This is a genomic window from Roseateles sp. GW821-FHT09G09, assembly GCF_059415965.1.
This window is the reverse complement of the sequence record NZ_JBWKOG010000004.1, coordinates 375544-390362: the sequence shown is the minus strand read 5'-3', so window position 1 is coordinate 390362 and position 14819 is coordinate 375544. Positions and strand designations below refer to the sequence as shown.

19 protein-coding genes are annotated in these 14819 nt (G+C 68.8%); 4 read left to right on the top strand and 15 right to left on the bottom strand.

What is annotated here, in order from left to right; translation table 11 throughout:
* Positions 1-158: 158 nt before the first annotated feature.
* Positions 159-293, bottom strand: coding sequence for a hypothetical protein (locus AC07O8_RS13240; RefSeq protein WP_495048460.1), 135 nt, complete (start codon positions 291-293; stop codon positions 159-161).
* Between AC07O8_RS13240 and AC07O8_RS13235 the strand changes: the two genes are divergently transcribed.
* Positions 283-675, top strand: coding sequence for a hypothetical protein (locus tag AC07O8_RS13235; RefSeq protein WP_495048459.1), 393 nt, complete (start codon positions 283-285; stop codon positions 673-675). The two genes, AC07O8_RS13240 and AC07O8_RS13235, sit on opposite strands and share 11 nt — an antisense overlap.
* 48 nt (positions 676-723) lie before the next feature.
* Here AC07O8_RS13235 and AC07O8_RS13230 read toward each other — a convergent pair whose 3' ends face one another.
* Both AC07O8_RS13230 and AC07O8_RS13225 read right to left on the bottom strand, forming a co-directional pair.
* The gene (locus AC07O8_RS13230; RefSeq protein ID WP_495048458.1) at positions 724-1698 is read right to left on the bottom strand and encodes a tripartite tricarboxylate transporter substrate binding protein; all 975 of its coding nucleotides are present in this window, start codon (positions 1696-1698) and stop codon (positions 724-726) included.
* A gap of 103 nt (positions 1699-1801) precedes the next feature.
* Positions 1802-2743 (bottom strand): GlxA family transcriptional regulator, encoded by a 942-nt coding sequence (locus tag AC07O8_RS13225; protein ID WP_495048457.1) that lies wholly within the window; start codon positions 2741-2743, stop codon positions 1802-1804.
* Positions 2744-3111: 368 nt separating this feature from the next.
* Between AC07O8_RS13225 and AC07O8_RS13220 the strand changes: the two genes are divergently transcribed.
* The 3 genes from AC07O8_RS13220 to AC07O8_RS13210 all read left to right on the top strand — a co-directional run bounded on the left by AC07O8_RS13220 (position 3112) and on the right by AC07O8_RS13210 (position 4341).
* Positions 3112-3387: a DUF3817 domain-containing protein gene (locus AC07O8_RS13220; protein WP_495048456.1), complete on the top strand. Its 276-nt coding sequence runs from the start codon at positions 3112-3114 to the stop codon at positions 3385-3387.
* On the top strand, positions 3387-3812 hold the full coding sequence (locus AC07O8_RS13215; protein WP_495048644.1) for a CopD family protein: 426 nt from the start codon (positions 3387-3389) through the stop codon (positions 3810-3812). The genes AC07O8_RS13220 and AC07O8_RS13215 overlap by 1 nt, the downstream gene beginning before the upstream one ends.
* A gap of 70 nt (positions 3813-3882) precedes the next feature.
* Positions 3883-4341 carry a hypothetical protein gene (locus AC07O8_RS13210; protein WP_495048455.1) on the top strand — a complete coding sequence of 153 codons (459 nt, stop codon included), beginning with the start codon at positions 3883-3885 and terminating at the stop codon, positions 4339-4341.
* 22 nt (positions 4342-4363) lie between these two features.
* Here the strand turns inward: AC07O8_RS13210 and AC07O8_RS13205 are convergent, their stop codons facing one another.
* The 12 genes from AC07O8_RS13205 to AC07O8_RS13150 form a co-directional block, all read right to left on the bottom strand.
* Complete coding sequence (locus AC07O8_RS13205) at positions 4364-5137, bottom strand: class II aldolase/adducin family protein (protein ID WP_495048454.1); 774 nt, start codon at positions 5135-5137, stop codon at positions 4364-4366.
* A 111-nt stretch (positions 5138-5248) separates the two neighbouring features.
* Complete coding sequence (locus AC07O8_RS13200) at positions 5249-5668, bottom strand: hypothetical protein (RefSeq protein ID WP_495048453.1); 420 nt, start codon at positions 5666-5668, stop codon at positions 5249-5251.
* Positions 5668-5862: a hypothetical protein gene (locus AC07O8_RS13195; protein ID WP_495048452.1), complete on the bottom strand. Its 195-nt coding sequence runs from the start codon at positions 5860-5862 to the stop codon at positions 5668-5670. The genes AC07O8_RS13200 and AC07O8_RS13195 overlap by 1 nt, the downstream gene beginning before the upstream one ends.
* Positions 5863-6122: 260 nt before the next feature.
* Positions 6123-7316, bottom strand: coding sequence for an acyl-CoA dehydrogenase (locus tag AC07O8_RS13190; RefSeq protein WP_495048451.1), 1194 nt, complete (start codon positions 7314-7316; stop codon positions 6123-6125).
* Between the two features lie 36 nt (positions 7317-7352).
* Positions 7353-7790, bottom strand: a complete 438-nt coding sequence (locus AC07O8_RS13185; protein ID WP_495048450.1) for a RidA family protein — start codon at positions 7788-7790, stop codon at positions 7353-7355.
* Positions 7791-7803: 13 nt separating this feature from the next.
* Positions 7804-8247, bottom strand: coding sequence for an acyl-CoA thioesterase (locus AC07O8_RS13180; protein ID WP_495048449.1), 444 nt, complete (start codon positions 8245-8247; stop codon positions 7804-7806).
* A 33-nt stretch (positions 8248-8280) separates the two neighbouring features.
* Positions 8281-8994 (bottom strand): ABC transporter ATP-binding protein, encoded by a 714-nt coding sequence (locus AC07O8_RS13175; RefSeq protein WP_495048448.1) that lies wholly within the window; start codon positions 8992-8994, stop codon positions 8281-8283.
* Entirely contained in the window at positions 8991-9791 is an 801-nt protein-coding gene (locus tag AC07O8_RS13170) for an ABC transporter ATP-binding protein (RefSeq protein WP_495048447.1), read from the bottom strand. Before AC07O8_RS13170 ends, AC07O8_RS13175 begins: the two co-directional genes overlap by 4 nt.
* Positions 9784-10761, bottom strand: a complete 978-nt coding sequence (locus tag AC07O8_RS13165; RefSeq protein ID WP_495048446.1) for a branched-chain amino acid ABC transporter permease — start codon at positions 10759-10761, stop codon at positions 9784-9786. Before AC07O8_RS13165 ends, AC07O8_RS13170 begins: the two co-directional genes overlap by 8 nt.
* 4 nt (positions 10762-10765) lie before the next feature.
* A complete protein-coding gene (locus AC07O8_RS13160) occupies positions 10766-11686 on the bottom strand; it encodes a branched-chain amino acid ABC transporter permease (protein WP_495048445.1) in 921 nt (306 codons plus the stop codon).
* Between the two features lie 68 nt (positions 11687-11754).
* The gene (locus tag AC07O8_RS13155) at positions 11755-13005 is read right to left on the bottom strand and encodes an ABC transporter substrate-binding protein (protein ID WP_495048444.1); all 1251 of its coding nucleotides are present in this window, start codon (positions 13003-13005) and stop codon (positions 11755-11757) included.
* A gap of 56 nt (positions 13006-13061) precedes the next feature.
* Positions 13062-14798, bottom strand: a complete 1737-nt coding sequence (locus AC07O8_RS13150) for an AMP-binding protein (protein WP_495048443.1) — start codon at positions 14796-14798, stop codon at positions 13062-13064.
* Between the last annotated feature and the right edge of the window lie 21 nt (positions 14799-14819).

Sequence of the window (14819 nt, the reverse complement as noted above, 5' to 3'; positions counted from 1 at the left end):
AGGAGACGCCGGATGTCTGCGGGATGTCCCGCAGAGGATTTCCCGTCATCGCGCGTCGCTCGATGGATCGCTTGATCCGGGAGGCGCTCGTGGATACTTCGGCGCTGCGGCGCGGCGGCGCTGCGGCGCTGCGGCGCTGCGGCGCTGCGGCGCTACGGTCACACGCGCCACGCGATAGCCTTCACGAAGCGAATGCCACCGATGTCGATCCAACTCCGCACTCCGATCAGCTCGCTCTTGATCGGCGCGATCAGCACGACATTTTTCTTCTGGCTCGCCGCGGTGTCCTTCACGACTGGCAAGCACCCGGTCGCCACGTTCGGCACGACCTTGTGCTTCGTCGCCCTCGGGCTGATGGCGCTGCCCATGGTCGCGGACTACTTCTTCGCCCGGCATCGGCTGTCCGACGAGGCCATCGACTTCGGCCGCCGCTTCGGCGGGCGCGGCACGATGCGCTGGGCCGACGTGCGACTCGTCCGCTTCTCGCCGACGATGAAATGGTTCGTGCTCGAGGACCCGTCCGGGAACAAGGCGAGGGTGTCGGCCAGCCTCGCCGGACTGCCGGAGTTCGCGAGACTCGCGCTCGCCCACGTGCCGCCTGAGGCGATCGACAAGAAGACGCACAAGCTGCTCGTCGATGCCAGCCTCGGCCGCAGACCGCGCGTGTGGCTCTGAGCGGCGCAAGACCTGACGCCGAGGAGCGCGTGCGGAGAACGCGCCGGCTCAGTCCGCGGTGATCCCCCGCTCCTTCACCAGCTTCGCCCACTGCGGCAATTCCTTCTCCAGCCGCGCACGCGCCTGCGCTGCCGTCGACGGCGTGGCCTCGAAGCCTTCCTTCGCCATCCGGTCCTTGACGGTCTGCGCCGTGAGCACCGCGTGCAGCGTCGCGTTCAGCTTGTCGATGACGGGTCGCGGCGTCGCGGCCGGCGCGAAGACCATGAACCAGGTCTCGAACGAATAGCCAGGAACGCCGGCCTCGGCGATGGTCGGCACGTCGGGCATCAGCGGCGAGCGCTTCGGGCCGGTCACGCCCAGCGCGCGCAGCTTGCCCGATTGCACATGCCCCTGCGCCGCCGAGAGCACCGGGAAGGACATCTCCACCTGGCCGCCGATCGTGTCGCTCAAGGCGGGACCGCCGCCGCGGTAAGGGATGTGGACGATGCTCACGCCCGCGACCGCCTTGAACAGCTCCGCCGACATGTGGAAGGTGCTGCCCGTGCCCGCCGACGCGTAGGAGAGCTTGCCCGGCTTACTCTTCGCGAGCGCGATCAGTTCCTTGACCGTCTTCGCCGGCACCTGCTCGTTGACGACGAGCACGTGCTGCGAGCTGGCCACCATGCCGATCGGCGCCAGGTCCTTGAGCGTGTCGTAGGGCATCTTCGGCGTGAGCGCCGGGTTGATCGCGAGCGAGACCGTCTGCAGGCCGATGGTGTAGCCGTCGCCGACCGACTTCGCGACCTCGGCCACGCCGACGTTGCCGCCCGCGCCGGCCTTGTTCTCGACCACCAGCGGCTTGCCGAGCGCCTTGCCCCATTCGTCCGAGATCAGCCGCGCAACGATGTCGGCGCTGCCGCCGGGCGCGTAGGGCACGATCAGGCGCACGGGCCGGTCCGGATAGCTCTGCGCGAGGGCGAGGGCCGGCAGCAGCGTCGCGGCCAGCGCCGCCGAGCCCGCCGCGATCAGGGATCTGCGAATCATCTTGTCTCCTGTGAAGCCCCGGTCGTGCGCCGGGGTCGCTCGATGCTAGGCGCGAGTCCGCCTTCCGGAATGTCGACCCGGATCATTCTTTCGTTCCTGGAGGTTATGAAAGCGCGCCCCGTGCGCCGAAGCTCTTGCGATAGGCGCTGGGGCTGACGCCGGCGATGCGTTGGAACTGGGTGCGGAAGTTCGCCGCCGATCCCAGGCCGACGGCCTCGACGATCTGCTCGATGCTCGAGGAGCCGGTCTCGAGCAGTTCCTGCGCACGGCGCACCCGCGCCTGGCTCAGCCATTGCACCGGCGAGAGGCCGAACTGCGCCCGGAACCGGCGATGCAGCGTGCGGGGGCTGACGCAGCCCTGGCTCGCGAGTTCCTCCATCGAGATCGGACGGTGCAGTTGTCGCAGCGCCCAGGCGATGACGGGCTGCAGGTCGCGGTCGGGCGGCAGGTCGGCGGGCTGGATGAACTGCGCCTGGCCGCCCTCGCGCTGCAAGGGAACGACGGACAGCCGCGCCATGCGGGCCGCGACGGCCGTGCCATGGTCCCGGCGCACCAGGTGCAGGCAGAGGTCGATGCCGGCGGCCGCGCCGGCGGAGGTGAGGATCTGCCCGTTGTCGACGAAGAGCACCGAGGGGTCGAGGTCGACGTCGGGATGGTGTTGCGCCATCAGCGGCGCGGCGGCCCAATGCGTCGTGGCACGCTGGCCGTCGAGCAGACCGGCCTGCGCCAGCACGAACGCGCCCGTGCAGATCGACGCGATCCGGGCGCCGCGTGCATGCGCCGCGAGCAGCGCGCGCTGGACGGCCGGGCTGATCGGCATCGTCGGCGACTCGATGCCGGGCACGATGATCGTGTGCGCGGCCTTCAGCGTCGCGAGGCGGCGCTTCACGCCGATGGTGAAGCCGCCGGTGTCGATCTCGTCCTGCTCGGCGCAGACCGTGACCGCGTAGGCCTTGCGACCGCCGTCCAGCGTGACGCGGCCGAAGACCTCGCCGGCGATCGTCAGGTCGAAGGGCACCACGCCGGGAAGAGCGAGCACGGCCACCTGGGTCTGGCCCTCACCCCCCGCCCTCTCCCGCGTCGCGGGAGAGGGAGTTCGAAGCGACGAGCGAGCAGATCGGGAGGCAGGCATGGCGAGGAACTCCGGGGCGAGACATCGGAGATGAGACAGGGTCGGTTCCGCATTCTGCGCGCTCCTGGCCGGAAACAGTCGAATGAAGGCAATCCGGCCACTTTCCGCAAAGGCATCGGATCGGAAGAATCCACCGGGTTCGCCCTCATGCCCTCGCGTTCCCTCGCAACCCCCGCGTTCCCACGGAGTCCACGTTGTCTCATCCATCGCCTCCTCCCCCTTCCCTTCACCCTTCCCGGCACCTCCGGCCCTCCCGGCCCTCTCGCCTTCCTCGTCTCCTGATGCTCAGCCGCCTGTGCCTGCTGGAGGCCTTCACGCTGCTGGCGCTCGTGCTGGTCGCGGTGCCGCTGAAGCACCTGGCCGGCCTGCCGATCGCGGTGTCCGTGATGGGGCCGGTGCACGGCATGGCCTTCCTCGTCTTCTGCTGGCAGCTCGCACAGGCTGCGGCGGAGCGCGCCGTCGACGGACCGACTGCGTGGCGGCTGCTGCTCGCCGCGTTCATCCCGCTGGGCGGGCTCTACAGCTGGCGACTGCTGCGTCTTGGAGCCGCGGCGTGATGTACCTCTGGCTCAAGGGGCTGCACCTCGCGGTCGTGCTGACCTGGGTGGGCGGGCTGGTGCTGCTCGGCGTGACGGCGGCCGCCTTGCGTCCCTCGAAGGAGACCGTCCTGCTCTCGCACGAGAAGCGTCTCGCGACGACCGTCCTGCGCTGGGATAGTCGCGTGACCACGCCGGCGATGCTGGCGGTCTGGGCCCTGGGCATCGCGCTCGCGAGCTGGGGCGGATGGTTCGGCGCGCTCTGGCTGAATGCGAAGCTGCCGATCGTCGTCGCGCTGTCGGGCCTGCACGGTGTGCTGTCGGCGACGCTGCGACGGCATGTCGAGCAGAGCGAGCGCCCTGCTCCGGCCTGGATCCGCCATGCGCCGGTCATCGCGATCATCGGGCTTGTCGCGATCGCGTTGCTTGCAGTGATCAAGCCCTGAGACGGTCGTGAGCGGGCGAAGACAATACCCTCATCGGGCACCTCGGCCCAAAGGACTTCAGGGGCAACGCATGGCGCAACGGGAGCGCTGGGAAATCATCGAACGATGGGTCTTCGTCACCCTGGGCGTTGCCATGGCGTGCGTTTCGCTGTGGCTGCTGGTCGAGCATCGCTCGCAGCCGGGACGGATCGCCGGCGCAATCTTGCTCATCCCCTGCACGTTCTGGGTCTTCTGGCAGCTGTTCCATGAAGACAAGCTCGGCACCCAGGCGGGCGTCGGCGGCGCGGAGCGCGCCATGTACTGCGGCTGGCTGTGGGCGAGGCGCGTGGTGCTCGGCGCGGTCTCGCTCGTTCTCGCGGCCGGTGCGATCGCAACGGCACTCCTCGGTGGTCCGCTGGCCGCCTCTGCGGTGCTGGCCGTGTTCGCCGTGGTCGCGGGCTGGGTCGCCGCGTTCGGCGGCGGACGCGTTCAATCGTTCGGCGATGACGTCGCCGTCCATCGCGAACGCGCCAGACGCTACGACAAATAGCTGACTGTCAGGCGCTACCGCCTCACACGTCGAACCCCGGGCACTGCCGGCCCGCCTGCCGCAACAGCGTCGGCCACACGAAGGCGCCGCCGAGGCCGCCAGTCTGCACGCGCATCGACTCGGCGGTGCCGCGGATGATCTCGTCGTGGACGGGCGTCAGCTCGACACCGCCGGCCTGCGCGGCGATCTGGATCTGGCAGACGCTTTCGAAGGTGTACATCGACAGGAAGGCGTCGGCGATCGTCTTGCCGACGGTCAGCAAACCGTGGTTGCGCAGGCAGTAGAAGATCTTGTCGCCGAGGTCGTTCTGCAGCCGCGGCTGCTCGTCGGGGCGGATCGCGACGCCCTCGTAGTCGTGGTACGCGAGCGAGGCCAGCACGAAGGTGGACTGCTGCGAGATCGGCAGCACGCCGCCCTTCTGCGCCGACACCGCCACGCCGGCGCGCGTGTGCGTGTGCAGCACACAGCCGACGTCGGGCCGCGCCGCGTGGATCGCGGAATGGATGATGAAGCCGGCCTGGTTGACGGGGAACGGCGTCTCCTGCAGCTTGTTGCCCGACGCGTCGACCTTGATCAGGCTGGAGGCCGTGATCTCGTCGAACATCAGGCCGTAGGGATTGATCAGGAACTCATGCGCGTCGCCGGGCAGCCGCGCGCTGATGTGCGTGAAGATCAGATCGCTCCAGCCGTAGCGCGCGACGAGCCGGTAGCAGGCGGCGAGGTCCACGCGCAGCTGCCATTCGGCGTCGCTGACCTGGCCCTTGAGCGAAGGGATGCGGGCGGTGATGTCATCCATGGGCGTCTCCGGAGCGCGCCGGACCATCGGATGGTCCGGTCAGCGGCGGATCGTGCTACCGGAGCACCGGCGTCGCTGTCGCATTCAGGACAGGTCAATGGCTGCCCAGGCCTATTCACTCAGGTACTTCAGCAAGTTGGTCCAGAAGTTCAGCTTGCTGCCAAACACCAGCACCACGAACAAGATTGAAATGGCCGCTGCGATCAGATTCGCGATCACGTTGGACCATACGCTGGGCCAGAAGCCGAGCGCTCGCTCGATCTGCTTCAACTGTCGCAGGTGATCGGCATCCGCATCGGCCAGCGCATCTGCAAGCGACTGCTGGGCCATGTCCTCAAGCATGGTCACAGCCTCAGCGCGATAGGCCTCGATCTGCGAAGGCAGATTCATGCCGAGCACAAAGCCATGCACATCCTCGTCGGGATGCGTTTTCATGAAATCGACCTTGTCGGCTTTGTACAGTGCGTATGCGATGAGGCCGGCGAGATCCTGGCGGTGATCGACAAAGGTTTGGAAGGTCTGATGCAGCATCAAGCGATGACTTTGGCTTTCGCCAACCATCGCTCGAATGCATTGTTTGCAGCCTTCACGATCTCCTCCCGGCTGGGCATCAGCGCTTGCACAGCGGGCGACGGAACATAGTCGCGACCGCGCGTCATCAGGTGTTGATTCGCACGCCTGATGGTGTGAGCGTTGATGTACTTGCGAGCGGCCGAGTTCTTCATGAAGGGCAATGCCGCAGCCGCGAGGCTGCTGGAGTGAGGGGCGTGATTGGTTGGACGGACCTGAGAACTCCACCCATCTGCGGACGGTGGTCAGGTGTGGAAGTCCAGAAGCTTCGCATTGCCGAATTGACCGATCAATGACACGTATCAGTAGCCATTGCGCAGGTCCTTCGCTCCGATGCAGAGCCGCATCATTCCGCGTATGACTCGGGAATGGAAAAGGGCGCCGTAGCGCCCTTCTCTTCTGAGGAAGCGTGGCTTCAGAACGCCGCGATCCCCGTCTGCGCGCGCCCGAGGATCAGCGCATGGATGTCGTGCGTGCCCTCGTAGGTGTTGACCACCTCCAGGTTGACGAGGTGTCTGGCGATGCCGAACTCGTCGCTGATGCCGTTGCCGCCCAGCATGTCCCGCGCCGTGCGCGCGATGTCCAGCGACTTGCCGCAGCTGTTGCGCTTCATGATGGAGGTGATCTCCACCGCCGCCGTGCCCTCGTCCTTCATGCGGCCCAGCCGCAGGCAGCCCTGCAGGCCCAGCGTGATCTCGGTCTGCATGTCCGCCAGCTTCTTCTGCACCAGTTGGTTGGCCGCCAGCGGCTTGCCGAATTGCTGGCGGTCCATCGTGTACTGCCGCGCCGTGTGCCAGCAGAATTCCGCCGCGCCCAGCGCGCCCCACGCGATGCCGTAACGCGCGCTGTTCAGGCAGGTGAACGGACCCTTCAGGCCGCGCACGTCGGGGAAGGCGTTCTCCTCCGGGCAGAAGACCTCGTCCATCACGATCTCGCCGGTGATCGACGCCCGCAGGCCGACCTTGCCGTGGATCGCCGGCGCGCTCAGCCCCTTCCAGCCCTTCTCCAGCACGAAGCCGCGGATCTGCCCGCCGTCGTCCTTGGCCCAGACCACGAACACGTCCGCGATCGGGCTGTTGGTGATCCACATCTTGCTGCCGCTCAGCGCGTAGCCGCCGTCGACCTTGCGCGCCCGCGTCACCATCGAGCCCGGGTCCGAGCCATGGTTCGGCTCCGTCAGCCCGAAGCAGCCGATCCACTCGCCGCTGGCCAGCTTGGGCAGGTACTTGCGCTTGGTCGCCTCGTTGCCGAATTCGTTGATCGGCACCATCACCAATGAGCTCTGCACGCTCATCATCGAGCGGTAGCCGCTGTCCACGCGCTCCACCTCGCGCGCGATCAGGCCGTAGCAGACGTAGTTCAGGCCGGCGCCGCCGTATTCCTCCGGGATGGTCGGGCCGAGCAGGCCCAGCTCGCCCATCTCGCGGAAGATCGCCGCGTCGGTCTTCTCGTGCCGGAAAGCCTCCAGCACACGCGGCGCCAGCCGGTCCTGGCAGTAGGCCGCCGCGGCGTCGCGCACGGCGCGTTCGTCGTCGGTCAGCTGCTGTTCCAGCAGCAGCGGATCGTCCCAGTGGAATGCGGCCTTCGCGGCCTTGGATGCGTGGCTCATGTGTCTCTTCCGTTCTTGAATGCGTTGGAACCGATCCTAGTCCCGGGCCGGCACCACCGCTGTCACCTCGATTTCAACCTTCGCACGGTCCTCGATCAGACCCGCGACCTGCACCGCGGTCATGGCGATGCCGTATTCGCTGCCCAGCACCTCGCGGTAGGCCTGGCCCACCTCGCGGCCGCGCGCGACGTACTCGCGCTTGTCGAGCAGGTACCAGGTCATCCGCACGATGTGGCGCGGCTCGGCCCCGCCTTCGGCCAGCACCGCCTTGATGTTGCTCAGCGCCTGGCGGCACTGGTCGACGAAGTCGTCGCTCTCGAACTGGCACTGGCCGTTCCAGCCGATCTGGCCGGCCACGCTGACCAGCGTGCCGGTCGCGGCCACGCCGTTCGCGTAGCCGCGCGGGGGCGCCCAGCCGGCAGGTTGCAGCACACGCTTGTCGGCGCCTGTCTTCTCGTTGTCGTTGTTGCTCATCGTCGGAACTCCTCTACTGCGCTGACGATTGATGGGATTGCTGCTGCTGGACCGCCCGCACCAGCGCGGCGCGGACATCCTCGGGGAAGGGTTGCGACTGGTGCGTCTCCAGCGAGGTGCACACCAGCACCTGGCCGAAGCTCACGCGCGGACCGTCGGCGCCGTCGAAGCTCACGCGCAGCGACAGCGAGCTGCGCCCGACACGCTCGATCCACAGCCGCTGCGTCAGCCGCTCGCCCTGGCGGCTGATGCGCTCGAAGTTGGTCTGCAGCTGCACCGTCGGCAGGCCGACGCGGCGTGGGCCGAGCAGCTCCGCATACGGCACGCTCAAGCCTTCGTTGAACCAGTCCTCGACGAAGGCGTTCAGCATCTCGAAGTAGCGCGGGAAGAACACGATGCCCGCCGGGTCGCAATGCCCGAAGCGGATCAGCACCTCGCGCTCGAAAGCAGCCGTCATGTTGTCCTCCTCGTCATGTCGTTCCCTCTCGACTCAAACGCCCAGGTGCCGGTGCCACAGCCCGTGATCGGCCGCCAGCGCGGCCGAGTCGCCGCGCCACACCACCTGCCCGCGCTCCAGGATGCTGTGCCGGTCCGCCAGCCGGATCAGCCGCTTCACGTACTTGTCGACCACCAGGATCGTCTGGCCCGCCTGCCGCAGCGTGTCCAGGCAGCGCCAGATGTCCTCGCGGATCAGCGGCGCCAGGCCCTCGGTCGCCTCGTCCAGCACCAGCAGCCGCGGATTGGTCACCAGCGCCCGGCCGATGGCGAGCATCTGCTGCTCGCCGCCCGACAGCTGCTGGCCCATGTGCGACGCGCGTTCCTTCAGCCGCGGGAAGAGCGCGAGGACGCGATCGATGGTCCATGGCTCCATCGCGCGGCAGCGGTTGGCCTCGAAGGCCTTCAGGTGTTCGAGCACGCTGAGGTTGGGGAAGATCTGCCGCCCCTCGGGCACGATCGCCAGCCCCAGGCGCGCGATGCGGTCGGCGCGCCAGCCGGTGACGTCCTCGCCGGCGAAGCGGATGCGGCCGCCGCTCGGCGCCAGCCAGCCGGTCAGGCAGCGCAGCGTCGTGCTCTTGCCCATGCCGTTGCGGCCCAGCAGCGTCGCCACCTCGCCCGGCGCGATGCGCAGGTCCAGGCCGAAGAGCACTTGGCTGTCACCATAACCGGCGCGCAGGCCCTCGATCTCGAGCAGGGCATCGCTCATGCGGCCGCCTCCGTCGCCTCGTCGCCGAGGTAGGCCTGCCTGACCGCCGCATCGTTGCGGATCTCGTCCGGCGAACCGGTCGCGATCACGCGCCCGCTCACCAGCACCGACACGCGGTCGGCAAGTTTGAACACGGCGTCCATGTCATGCTCGACCAGCAGCAGGGTCAGGCGTTGCGCCTTCAACGCAGACAGCAATTCGACCATGCGTGCCGATTCATCCGGACCCATGCCGGCCATCGGTTCGTCGAGCAGCAGCAGGCGCGGCCGCGCGGCCAGCGCCAACGCCAGTTCCAGCTGGCGTTGCTCGCCATGCGCGAGGCTACCGGCGACACGGTCGGCCATCGCGGCGAGGCCGACCAGCGTGAGCATCGCCTCGGCATCGGCATACGCCGCCTCGTCCGCGCGCGCCGCGCGCCACCACGACGGCACCGAGGGCCGCCGCGCGAGCACCGCCAGCACGACGTTGTCCAGCACGGTGAAGCGCCGGTAGATGCTGGTGATCTGGAACGAACGCACCAAGCCCTCGCGCACGCGGCGCGGCATGGTCAGCGCGGTGACGTCCTCGCCGTCGAAGAACAGGCCGCCGCTGTCGGGCGTCAGCGCGCCGGAGATCTGGTGGATCAGCGTCGTCTTGCCGGCGCCGTTCGGGCCGATCAGGGCGTGGGTCTCGCCGGCTCGGACGGCCAAGCTCGCCTCGTCGGTCGCGGTCAGCGCGCCGAAGCGCTTCACCAGGCGATGGACCTGGAGCAGCGAGAGCTCGGGAAGCGACGACGACTGTGTCGCGATCTCAGGCACGCGGGGTCTCCTTGAACAGTCCCGCCAAGCCGCGCGGCGCGAAGAGCACCACGACGAGCAGGATCGCGCCGAGCGCGAACTGCCAATGGACGGTCACGCCGGACAGCAGTTCCTCGAGCAGCAGGAACACCGCTGCGCCGACCGGGCCGCCCCACAAGGCGCCCGCGCCGCCCAGGATCACCATCACCATCAGTTGCCCCGACTGCGACCAGTGCATCAGGTGCGGCGAGACCAGGCCGTTGAGATTGGCCAGCAGCGCGCCGGCGAGCCCCGCGATCGCGCCCGCGACGACGAAGGCCGTCCACTGCACCGCGAACACGCGGCCGCCGGTCGCGGCGACGCGGGTCTCGTTGTCGCGCGCGGCCTGCAGCAGCCAGCCCAGTGGCGAGTTGACCAGGCGTCGCAGCCCCGCGAAGACCAGCGCGAACAGCACCAGGGCGACCCAGAAGAAGGACGCGTCGTCGGCGAGGTTCACCGGCAGCCCGTTCAACGTCGACCGCGCCGCGACCGGCAGGCCGTCGTCACCGCCGTAGGCCTTCAGCGAGACGGCCAGGTAATGGAACATCTGCGCGAAGGCCAGCGTGATCATGATGAAGTAGACGCCGCGCGTGCGCAGGCTGACGGCGCCGATGACCGCCGCCGCGGCGCCGGAGACGGCCATCGCCGCCGGCCAGGCGATCCACGCCGACGTCACGCCCGCGTCTGCCAGCACGCCCGCCGTGTACGCGCCGATCCCGACGAAGGCCGCATGGCCGAAGCTCACCAGCCCGCCGAAGCCGAGGATCAGGTTCAGGCTCGCCGCGGCGATCGCGAAGATCAGCACGCGCGTCGCGACCACCGTGTAGAACGCCAGGTCCAGCGCCTGCAGCAGCGGCGGCAGCGCCGCCAGCGCGACGAACACCGCCCACGCCCAGGCGCCGCCGGCGCGGTGGTGGAGCAGCGTGCGCCGGGGGCGCAAGGAGTCGGTCATCGGATCAGCCTCTCGCGGGGAACAGGCCGCGCGGTTTCCAGAACAGGACCGCCGCCATCAGCACGTAGATCAAGATGGCCGCGATCGACGGGCCGAGCGTGGACGCGAGCTCGGGCGAGGCGATCTGCCGCAGCGCCGCCGGCAGCAGCGTGCGCGAGCCCGTGTCCACCAGCCCCACCAGCAGCGCGCCGACCAGCGCGCCGCGGATCGAGCCGATGCCGCCGATGACGATCACGACGAAGGCCAGGATCAGGATGCTCTCGCCCATGCCCACCTGCACCGCCAGCAGCGGTCCCAGCAGCGATCCCGCCAGCGCGCACAGCGCCGCGCCGATGCCGAAGACCGCCGTGAACAGCCGGTCCGCGGGCACACCCATCGCCGTGGCCATCGCGCGGTTGGACGCGCCGGCGCGCACCCACATGCCCCACCGCGTGCGCGTCACCAACAGGAAGAGCCCGACGGCCACCGCCAGCCCCACGACGATGATCAGCAACCGGTAGGCCGGGTACATCAGGCCGGGCAGCAGCTCGACCGGACCGGACAACGCGGCCGGCGTGTTGAGCATCAGCGGCTGCTCGCCCCAGATCATGCGCACGCCCTCGTTGAGCATCAGGATCAGCGCGAAGGTCGCCAGCACCTGGCTCAGGTGGTCGCGCTGGTAGAGCCGGCGCAGCAGCGTCACCTCCAGCAGCATGCCGAACAGCGCCGTGCCCGCGACCGCGGCGATCACCGCGACCAGGAAGGACGCGCCGGCCGCCATCGCCGCCGCGGCGAGGTAGGCGCCGACCATGTACAGCGAGCCGTGCGCGAGGTTGATCAGGTCCATGATGCCGAAGACCAGCGTCAGGCCGGCGGCCAGCAGGAACAGCATCAGCCCGAACTGCAGGCCGTTGAGGGCCTGCTCGGCGACGAGGATCAGGTCCATGGCGGAACGCTCCGGGAAGGCGTCATCGTGAGCGGCGGTCGTCGAGTCACGCCAGCGTCCCTGCGCCATCACTTCATCTTGCACTGCGGCGCATACGCGTCCGCGTGCTGCTCGAAGATCTTGCCCAGCGTCCGGTTGGTCACGCGGCCCTGCGGGTCCTTGGTGATGACGCGCAGGTAGTAGTCCTGCACCGGGTACTGGTTGTGGTTGAAGCGGAAGGCGCCGCGCACCGAGTCGAACTTCGCCGCCTTGAGCGCCTTCAGCAGCGCGGGCTTGTCCTCGATCTTCCCCTTCACGTCCCGCACCGCGGCGCCGATCAGCTGCGCCGCGTCGTAGCCCTGGCTCGCGTACAGCGAGGGCAGCCGGCCGTAGGCCTTGACGAAGTCCGCGACGAAGCGCTTGTTGGCCGGGTTGTCCAGGTCGTGCGCCCAGTGCGAGCTGTTGAACATGCCCAGCATCGGCTCGCCGACGGCCTTGATCACGTCTTCATCGGCCGAGAAGCCGGGTCCGAACAACGTGACGTCCTTGGACAGGCCCGCGCCGACGAACTGCTTGATGAAGTTGATGCCCATGCCGCCGGGCAGGAAGATGTACATCGCGTCGGGCCGGGCCGCGCGTGCCTGCGCCAGCTCCGCCGAGTAGTCGAGCTGGCCGAGCTTGGTGTAGATCTCGTCGGCGACCACGCCCTTGTAGTAGCGCCGGAAACCCGCCACCGCGTCCTTGCCCGCCGGGTAGTTGGGCGCGAGCACGACGACCTTCTTGAAGCCCTTGTCCATCACCGTCTTGCCGATGGCCTCGTGCAGGTTGTCGTTCTGCCAGGCGACGTTGAAGAAGTAGGGGTTGCACTGCTCGCCCGCGTACTGCGACGGACCGGCGTTGGCGCTGATGTAGGGCACCTGCGCCGAGAAGACGCCGGGGCCGACCGCCAGCATCACGTTGGAGAACACGATGCCGGTCATGACGTCGACCTTGTCGCGCTTGAGCAGCCGCTCGGCGGACTGCTTGGCGACCTCGGGGTTCTGCTGGTCGTCGGCGATGACGGTCTCCACGGGCAGGCCGCCGAGCTTGCCGCCGTTCTGCTGCACCGCCAGCGCGAAGCCGTCGCGGATGTCGACGCCCAGGCCGGCGCCCGCGCCGGACAGCGTGCTCAGCATGCCGACCTTGAGCTTGTCGGCGGCATGGGCGGCGGGGGCGAACGCAGTCAGCGCCATGAGCGCGGTGAACGACGCACGCGCCGCGAGCGCCGCGAGCGCCGAAAACGCGGTCGGGGCGGCAGTCTGCATGGGCAGGAACGCGAGGGACTTCGACGGCATCTTCATCGGCTTCTCCGGGGGGGAAAGGGGGCGAAAGGGGACGGTCGGTCGGAAGACTGCGGTTACTGCTCACGCAGGCGGAAGCGCTGCAGCTTGCCCGTTTCGGTACGAGGCAGACTGGCGCGGAACTCTATCGCACGGGGGTACTTGTACGGGGCGATCGTGGCCTTGACGAAGTCCTGCATGGCCTTGATCAGCGCGGCTTCGCCGGCAACACCGCTGGCTCCCGGCGCGGCCGCGGCGGCGCTGTCGCCGTTGATGCCGTTGATGCCGTTGACGCCGGGCTTCAGCACGACGAAGGCCTTGACCACCTGGCCGCGTTCCTCGTCGGGCACGCCGACCACCGCGCACTCGGCGACCGCCGGATGCGCGAGCAGCGCGGACTCGACCTCCGGGCCGGCGATGTTGTAGCCGCCGGAGATGATCATGTCGTCGGTACGCGCCTGGTAGACGAAGTAGCCGTCGGCATCGACGAGGTAGGCGTCGCCAGTCAGGTTCCAGCCGTGCTGCACGTACTTGCGCTGGCGATCGTCGGCGAGGTAGCGGCAGCCGGTCGGCCCCTGCACCGCGAGCTTGCCGACGCTGCCCTGCGGCACGTCGTTGCCCTCGTCGTCGACCACGCGGGCACGGTAGCCCGGCACCGGCTTGCCCGTCGCGCCGGGACGCGCGGTCTCCTCGGTGTGCGAGACGAAGATGTGCAGCATCTCGGTCGCGCCGATGCCGTCGATCATCTCCAGGCCGGTCGTGTCCTTCCACAGCTGGCGCGTCGCGGCGGGCAGCGCCTCGCCGGCGCTGACGCACTTGCGCAACGAGGACAGGTCGCACGCCTTGACCACGTCCGTTCCGGGACCCGGGCTCGCCGACGTCGCTCTGGCGGCGATCGCCGCGGCCATCGCGCGATAGGACGTCGGCGCGGTGAAGCAGACGGTGGCGCGGTGCTTCTCGATCGCCGGCAGCAGCGCGTCGGGCGAGGCTTTCTCCAGCAGCACCGCCGTCGCGCCGACGCTCAGCGGGAACAGCAGCAGGCCGCCGAGACCGAAGGTGAAGGCCAGCGGCGGGCTGCCGATGAACACGTCATCAGCGCGAGCGCGCAGGCAGTGCGCCGGCCAGCAGCGGCAGATCGCGATGACGTCGCGGTGGAAATGCATCGTGCCCTTGGGCTGCCCCGTCGTGCCGGAGGTGAACGCGATCAGCGCGCAGTCGTCGGACGCGGTGTCGATATTGTCGAAGCTCGCGGATTGGCGCTCGGCCAGCGCTTCCAGTCCGTCGGCCGCATCGCTGCGGAACAGGCACACACGTTCGAGCACGGGGAACTGCGATCGAGCCGTCTCCAGCTCCTCGGCCAACGCCGCGTCGCACAGCGCGTGCGAGACGCGCGCCTTTTCGATGACCTGGCCGAGTTCCTTCGCCCGCAGCAGCGGCATCGTCGCGACGGCGATCGCGCCGGCCTTCATCACCGCGAACCAGCAGGCCGCCATCTGCGGCGTGTTGGCGCCGCGCAGCAGGACGCGGTGGCCGGGCAGCACGCCCAGGTCGTTCACCAGCACGTTGGCGATGCGGTTCGCCTGTGCCTGCAGCTCGGCGTAGGTCCAGCGGATCTCACCGCCGCGCCCTTCGCCGCCGATCACGCAGGTCCGACTGCCCTGCCCTTCGGCCACCCAGCGGTCCAGCAGGTCCCACGAGCAGTTCATCCGCTCCGGAAACTGCAGCTCCGGCAAGTCGAAGACCAGCGCCGGCCACTGCTCCTGCGGCGGCAGGTGGTCGCGAGCGAAGGTGTCCTGGTGGGCGGTGCGGTGCATGAGGAAGTCCTTATCCGTTCC

Coding starts and splice junctions, on each gene's coding strand:
- AC07O8_RS13155 (WP_495048444.1), bottom strand. CDS start 13,005: ATGAAGATGCCGTCGAAGTCCCTCGCGTTCCTGCCCATGCAGACTGCC.
- AC07O8_RS13150 (WP_495048443.1), bottom strand. CDS start 14,798: ATGCACCGCACCGCCCACCAGGACACCTTCGCTCGCGACCACCTGCCG.
- AC07O8_RS13230 (WP_495048458.1), bottom strand. CDS start 1,698: ATGATTCGCAGATCCCTGATCGCGGCGGGCTCGGCGGCGCTGGCCGCG.
- AC07O8_RS13210 (WP_495048455.1), top strand. CDS start 3,883: ATGGCGCAACGGGAGCGCTGGGAAATCATCGAACGATGGGTCTTCGTC.
- AC07O8_RS13165 (WP_495048446.1), bottom strand. CDS start 10,761: ATGACCGACTCCTTGCGCCCCCGGCGCACGCTGCTCCACCACCGCGCC.
- AC07O8_RS13220 (WP_495048456.1), top strand. CDS start 3,112: ATGCTCAGCCGCCTGTGCCTGCTGGAGGCCTTCACGCTGCTGGCGCTC.
- AC07O8_RS13200 (WP_495048453.1), bottom strand. CDS start 5,668: ATGCTGCATCAGACCTTCCAAACCTTTGTCGATCACCGCCAGGATCTC.
- AC07O8_RS13175 (WP_495048448.1), bottom strand. CDS start 8,994: ATGAGCGATGCCCTGCTCGAGATCGAGGGCCTGCGCGCCGGTTATGGT.
- AC07O8_RS13205 (WP_495048454.1), bottom strand. CDS start 5,137: ATGGATGACATCACCGCCCGCATCCCTTCGCTCAAGGGCCAGGTCAGC.
- AC07O8_RS13190 (WP_495048451.1), bottom strand. CDS start 7,316: ATGAGCCACGCATCCAAGGCCGCGAAGGCCGCATTCCACTGGGACGAT.
- AC07O8_RS13215 (WP_495048644.1), top strand. CDS start 3,387: ATGTACCTCTGGCTCAAGGGGCTGCACCTCGCGGTCGTGCTGACCTGG.
- AC07O8_RS13195 (WP_495048452.1), bottom strand. CDS start 5,862: ATGAAGAACTCGGCCGCTCGCAAGTACATCAACGCTCACACCATCAGG.
- AC07O8_RS13185 (WP_495048450.1), bottom strand. CDS start 7,790: ATGAGCAACAACGACAACGAGAAGACAGGCGCCGACAAGCGTGTGCTG.
- AC07O8_RS13160 (WP_495048445.1), bottom strand. CDS start 11,686: ATGGACCTGATCCTCGTCGCCGAGCAGGCCCTCAACGGCCTGCAGTTC.
- AC07O8_RS13180 (WP_495048449.1), bottom strand. CDS start 8,247: ATGACGGCTGCTTTCGAGCGCGAGGTGCTGATCCGCTTCGGGCATTGC.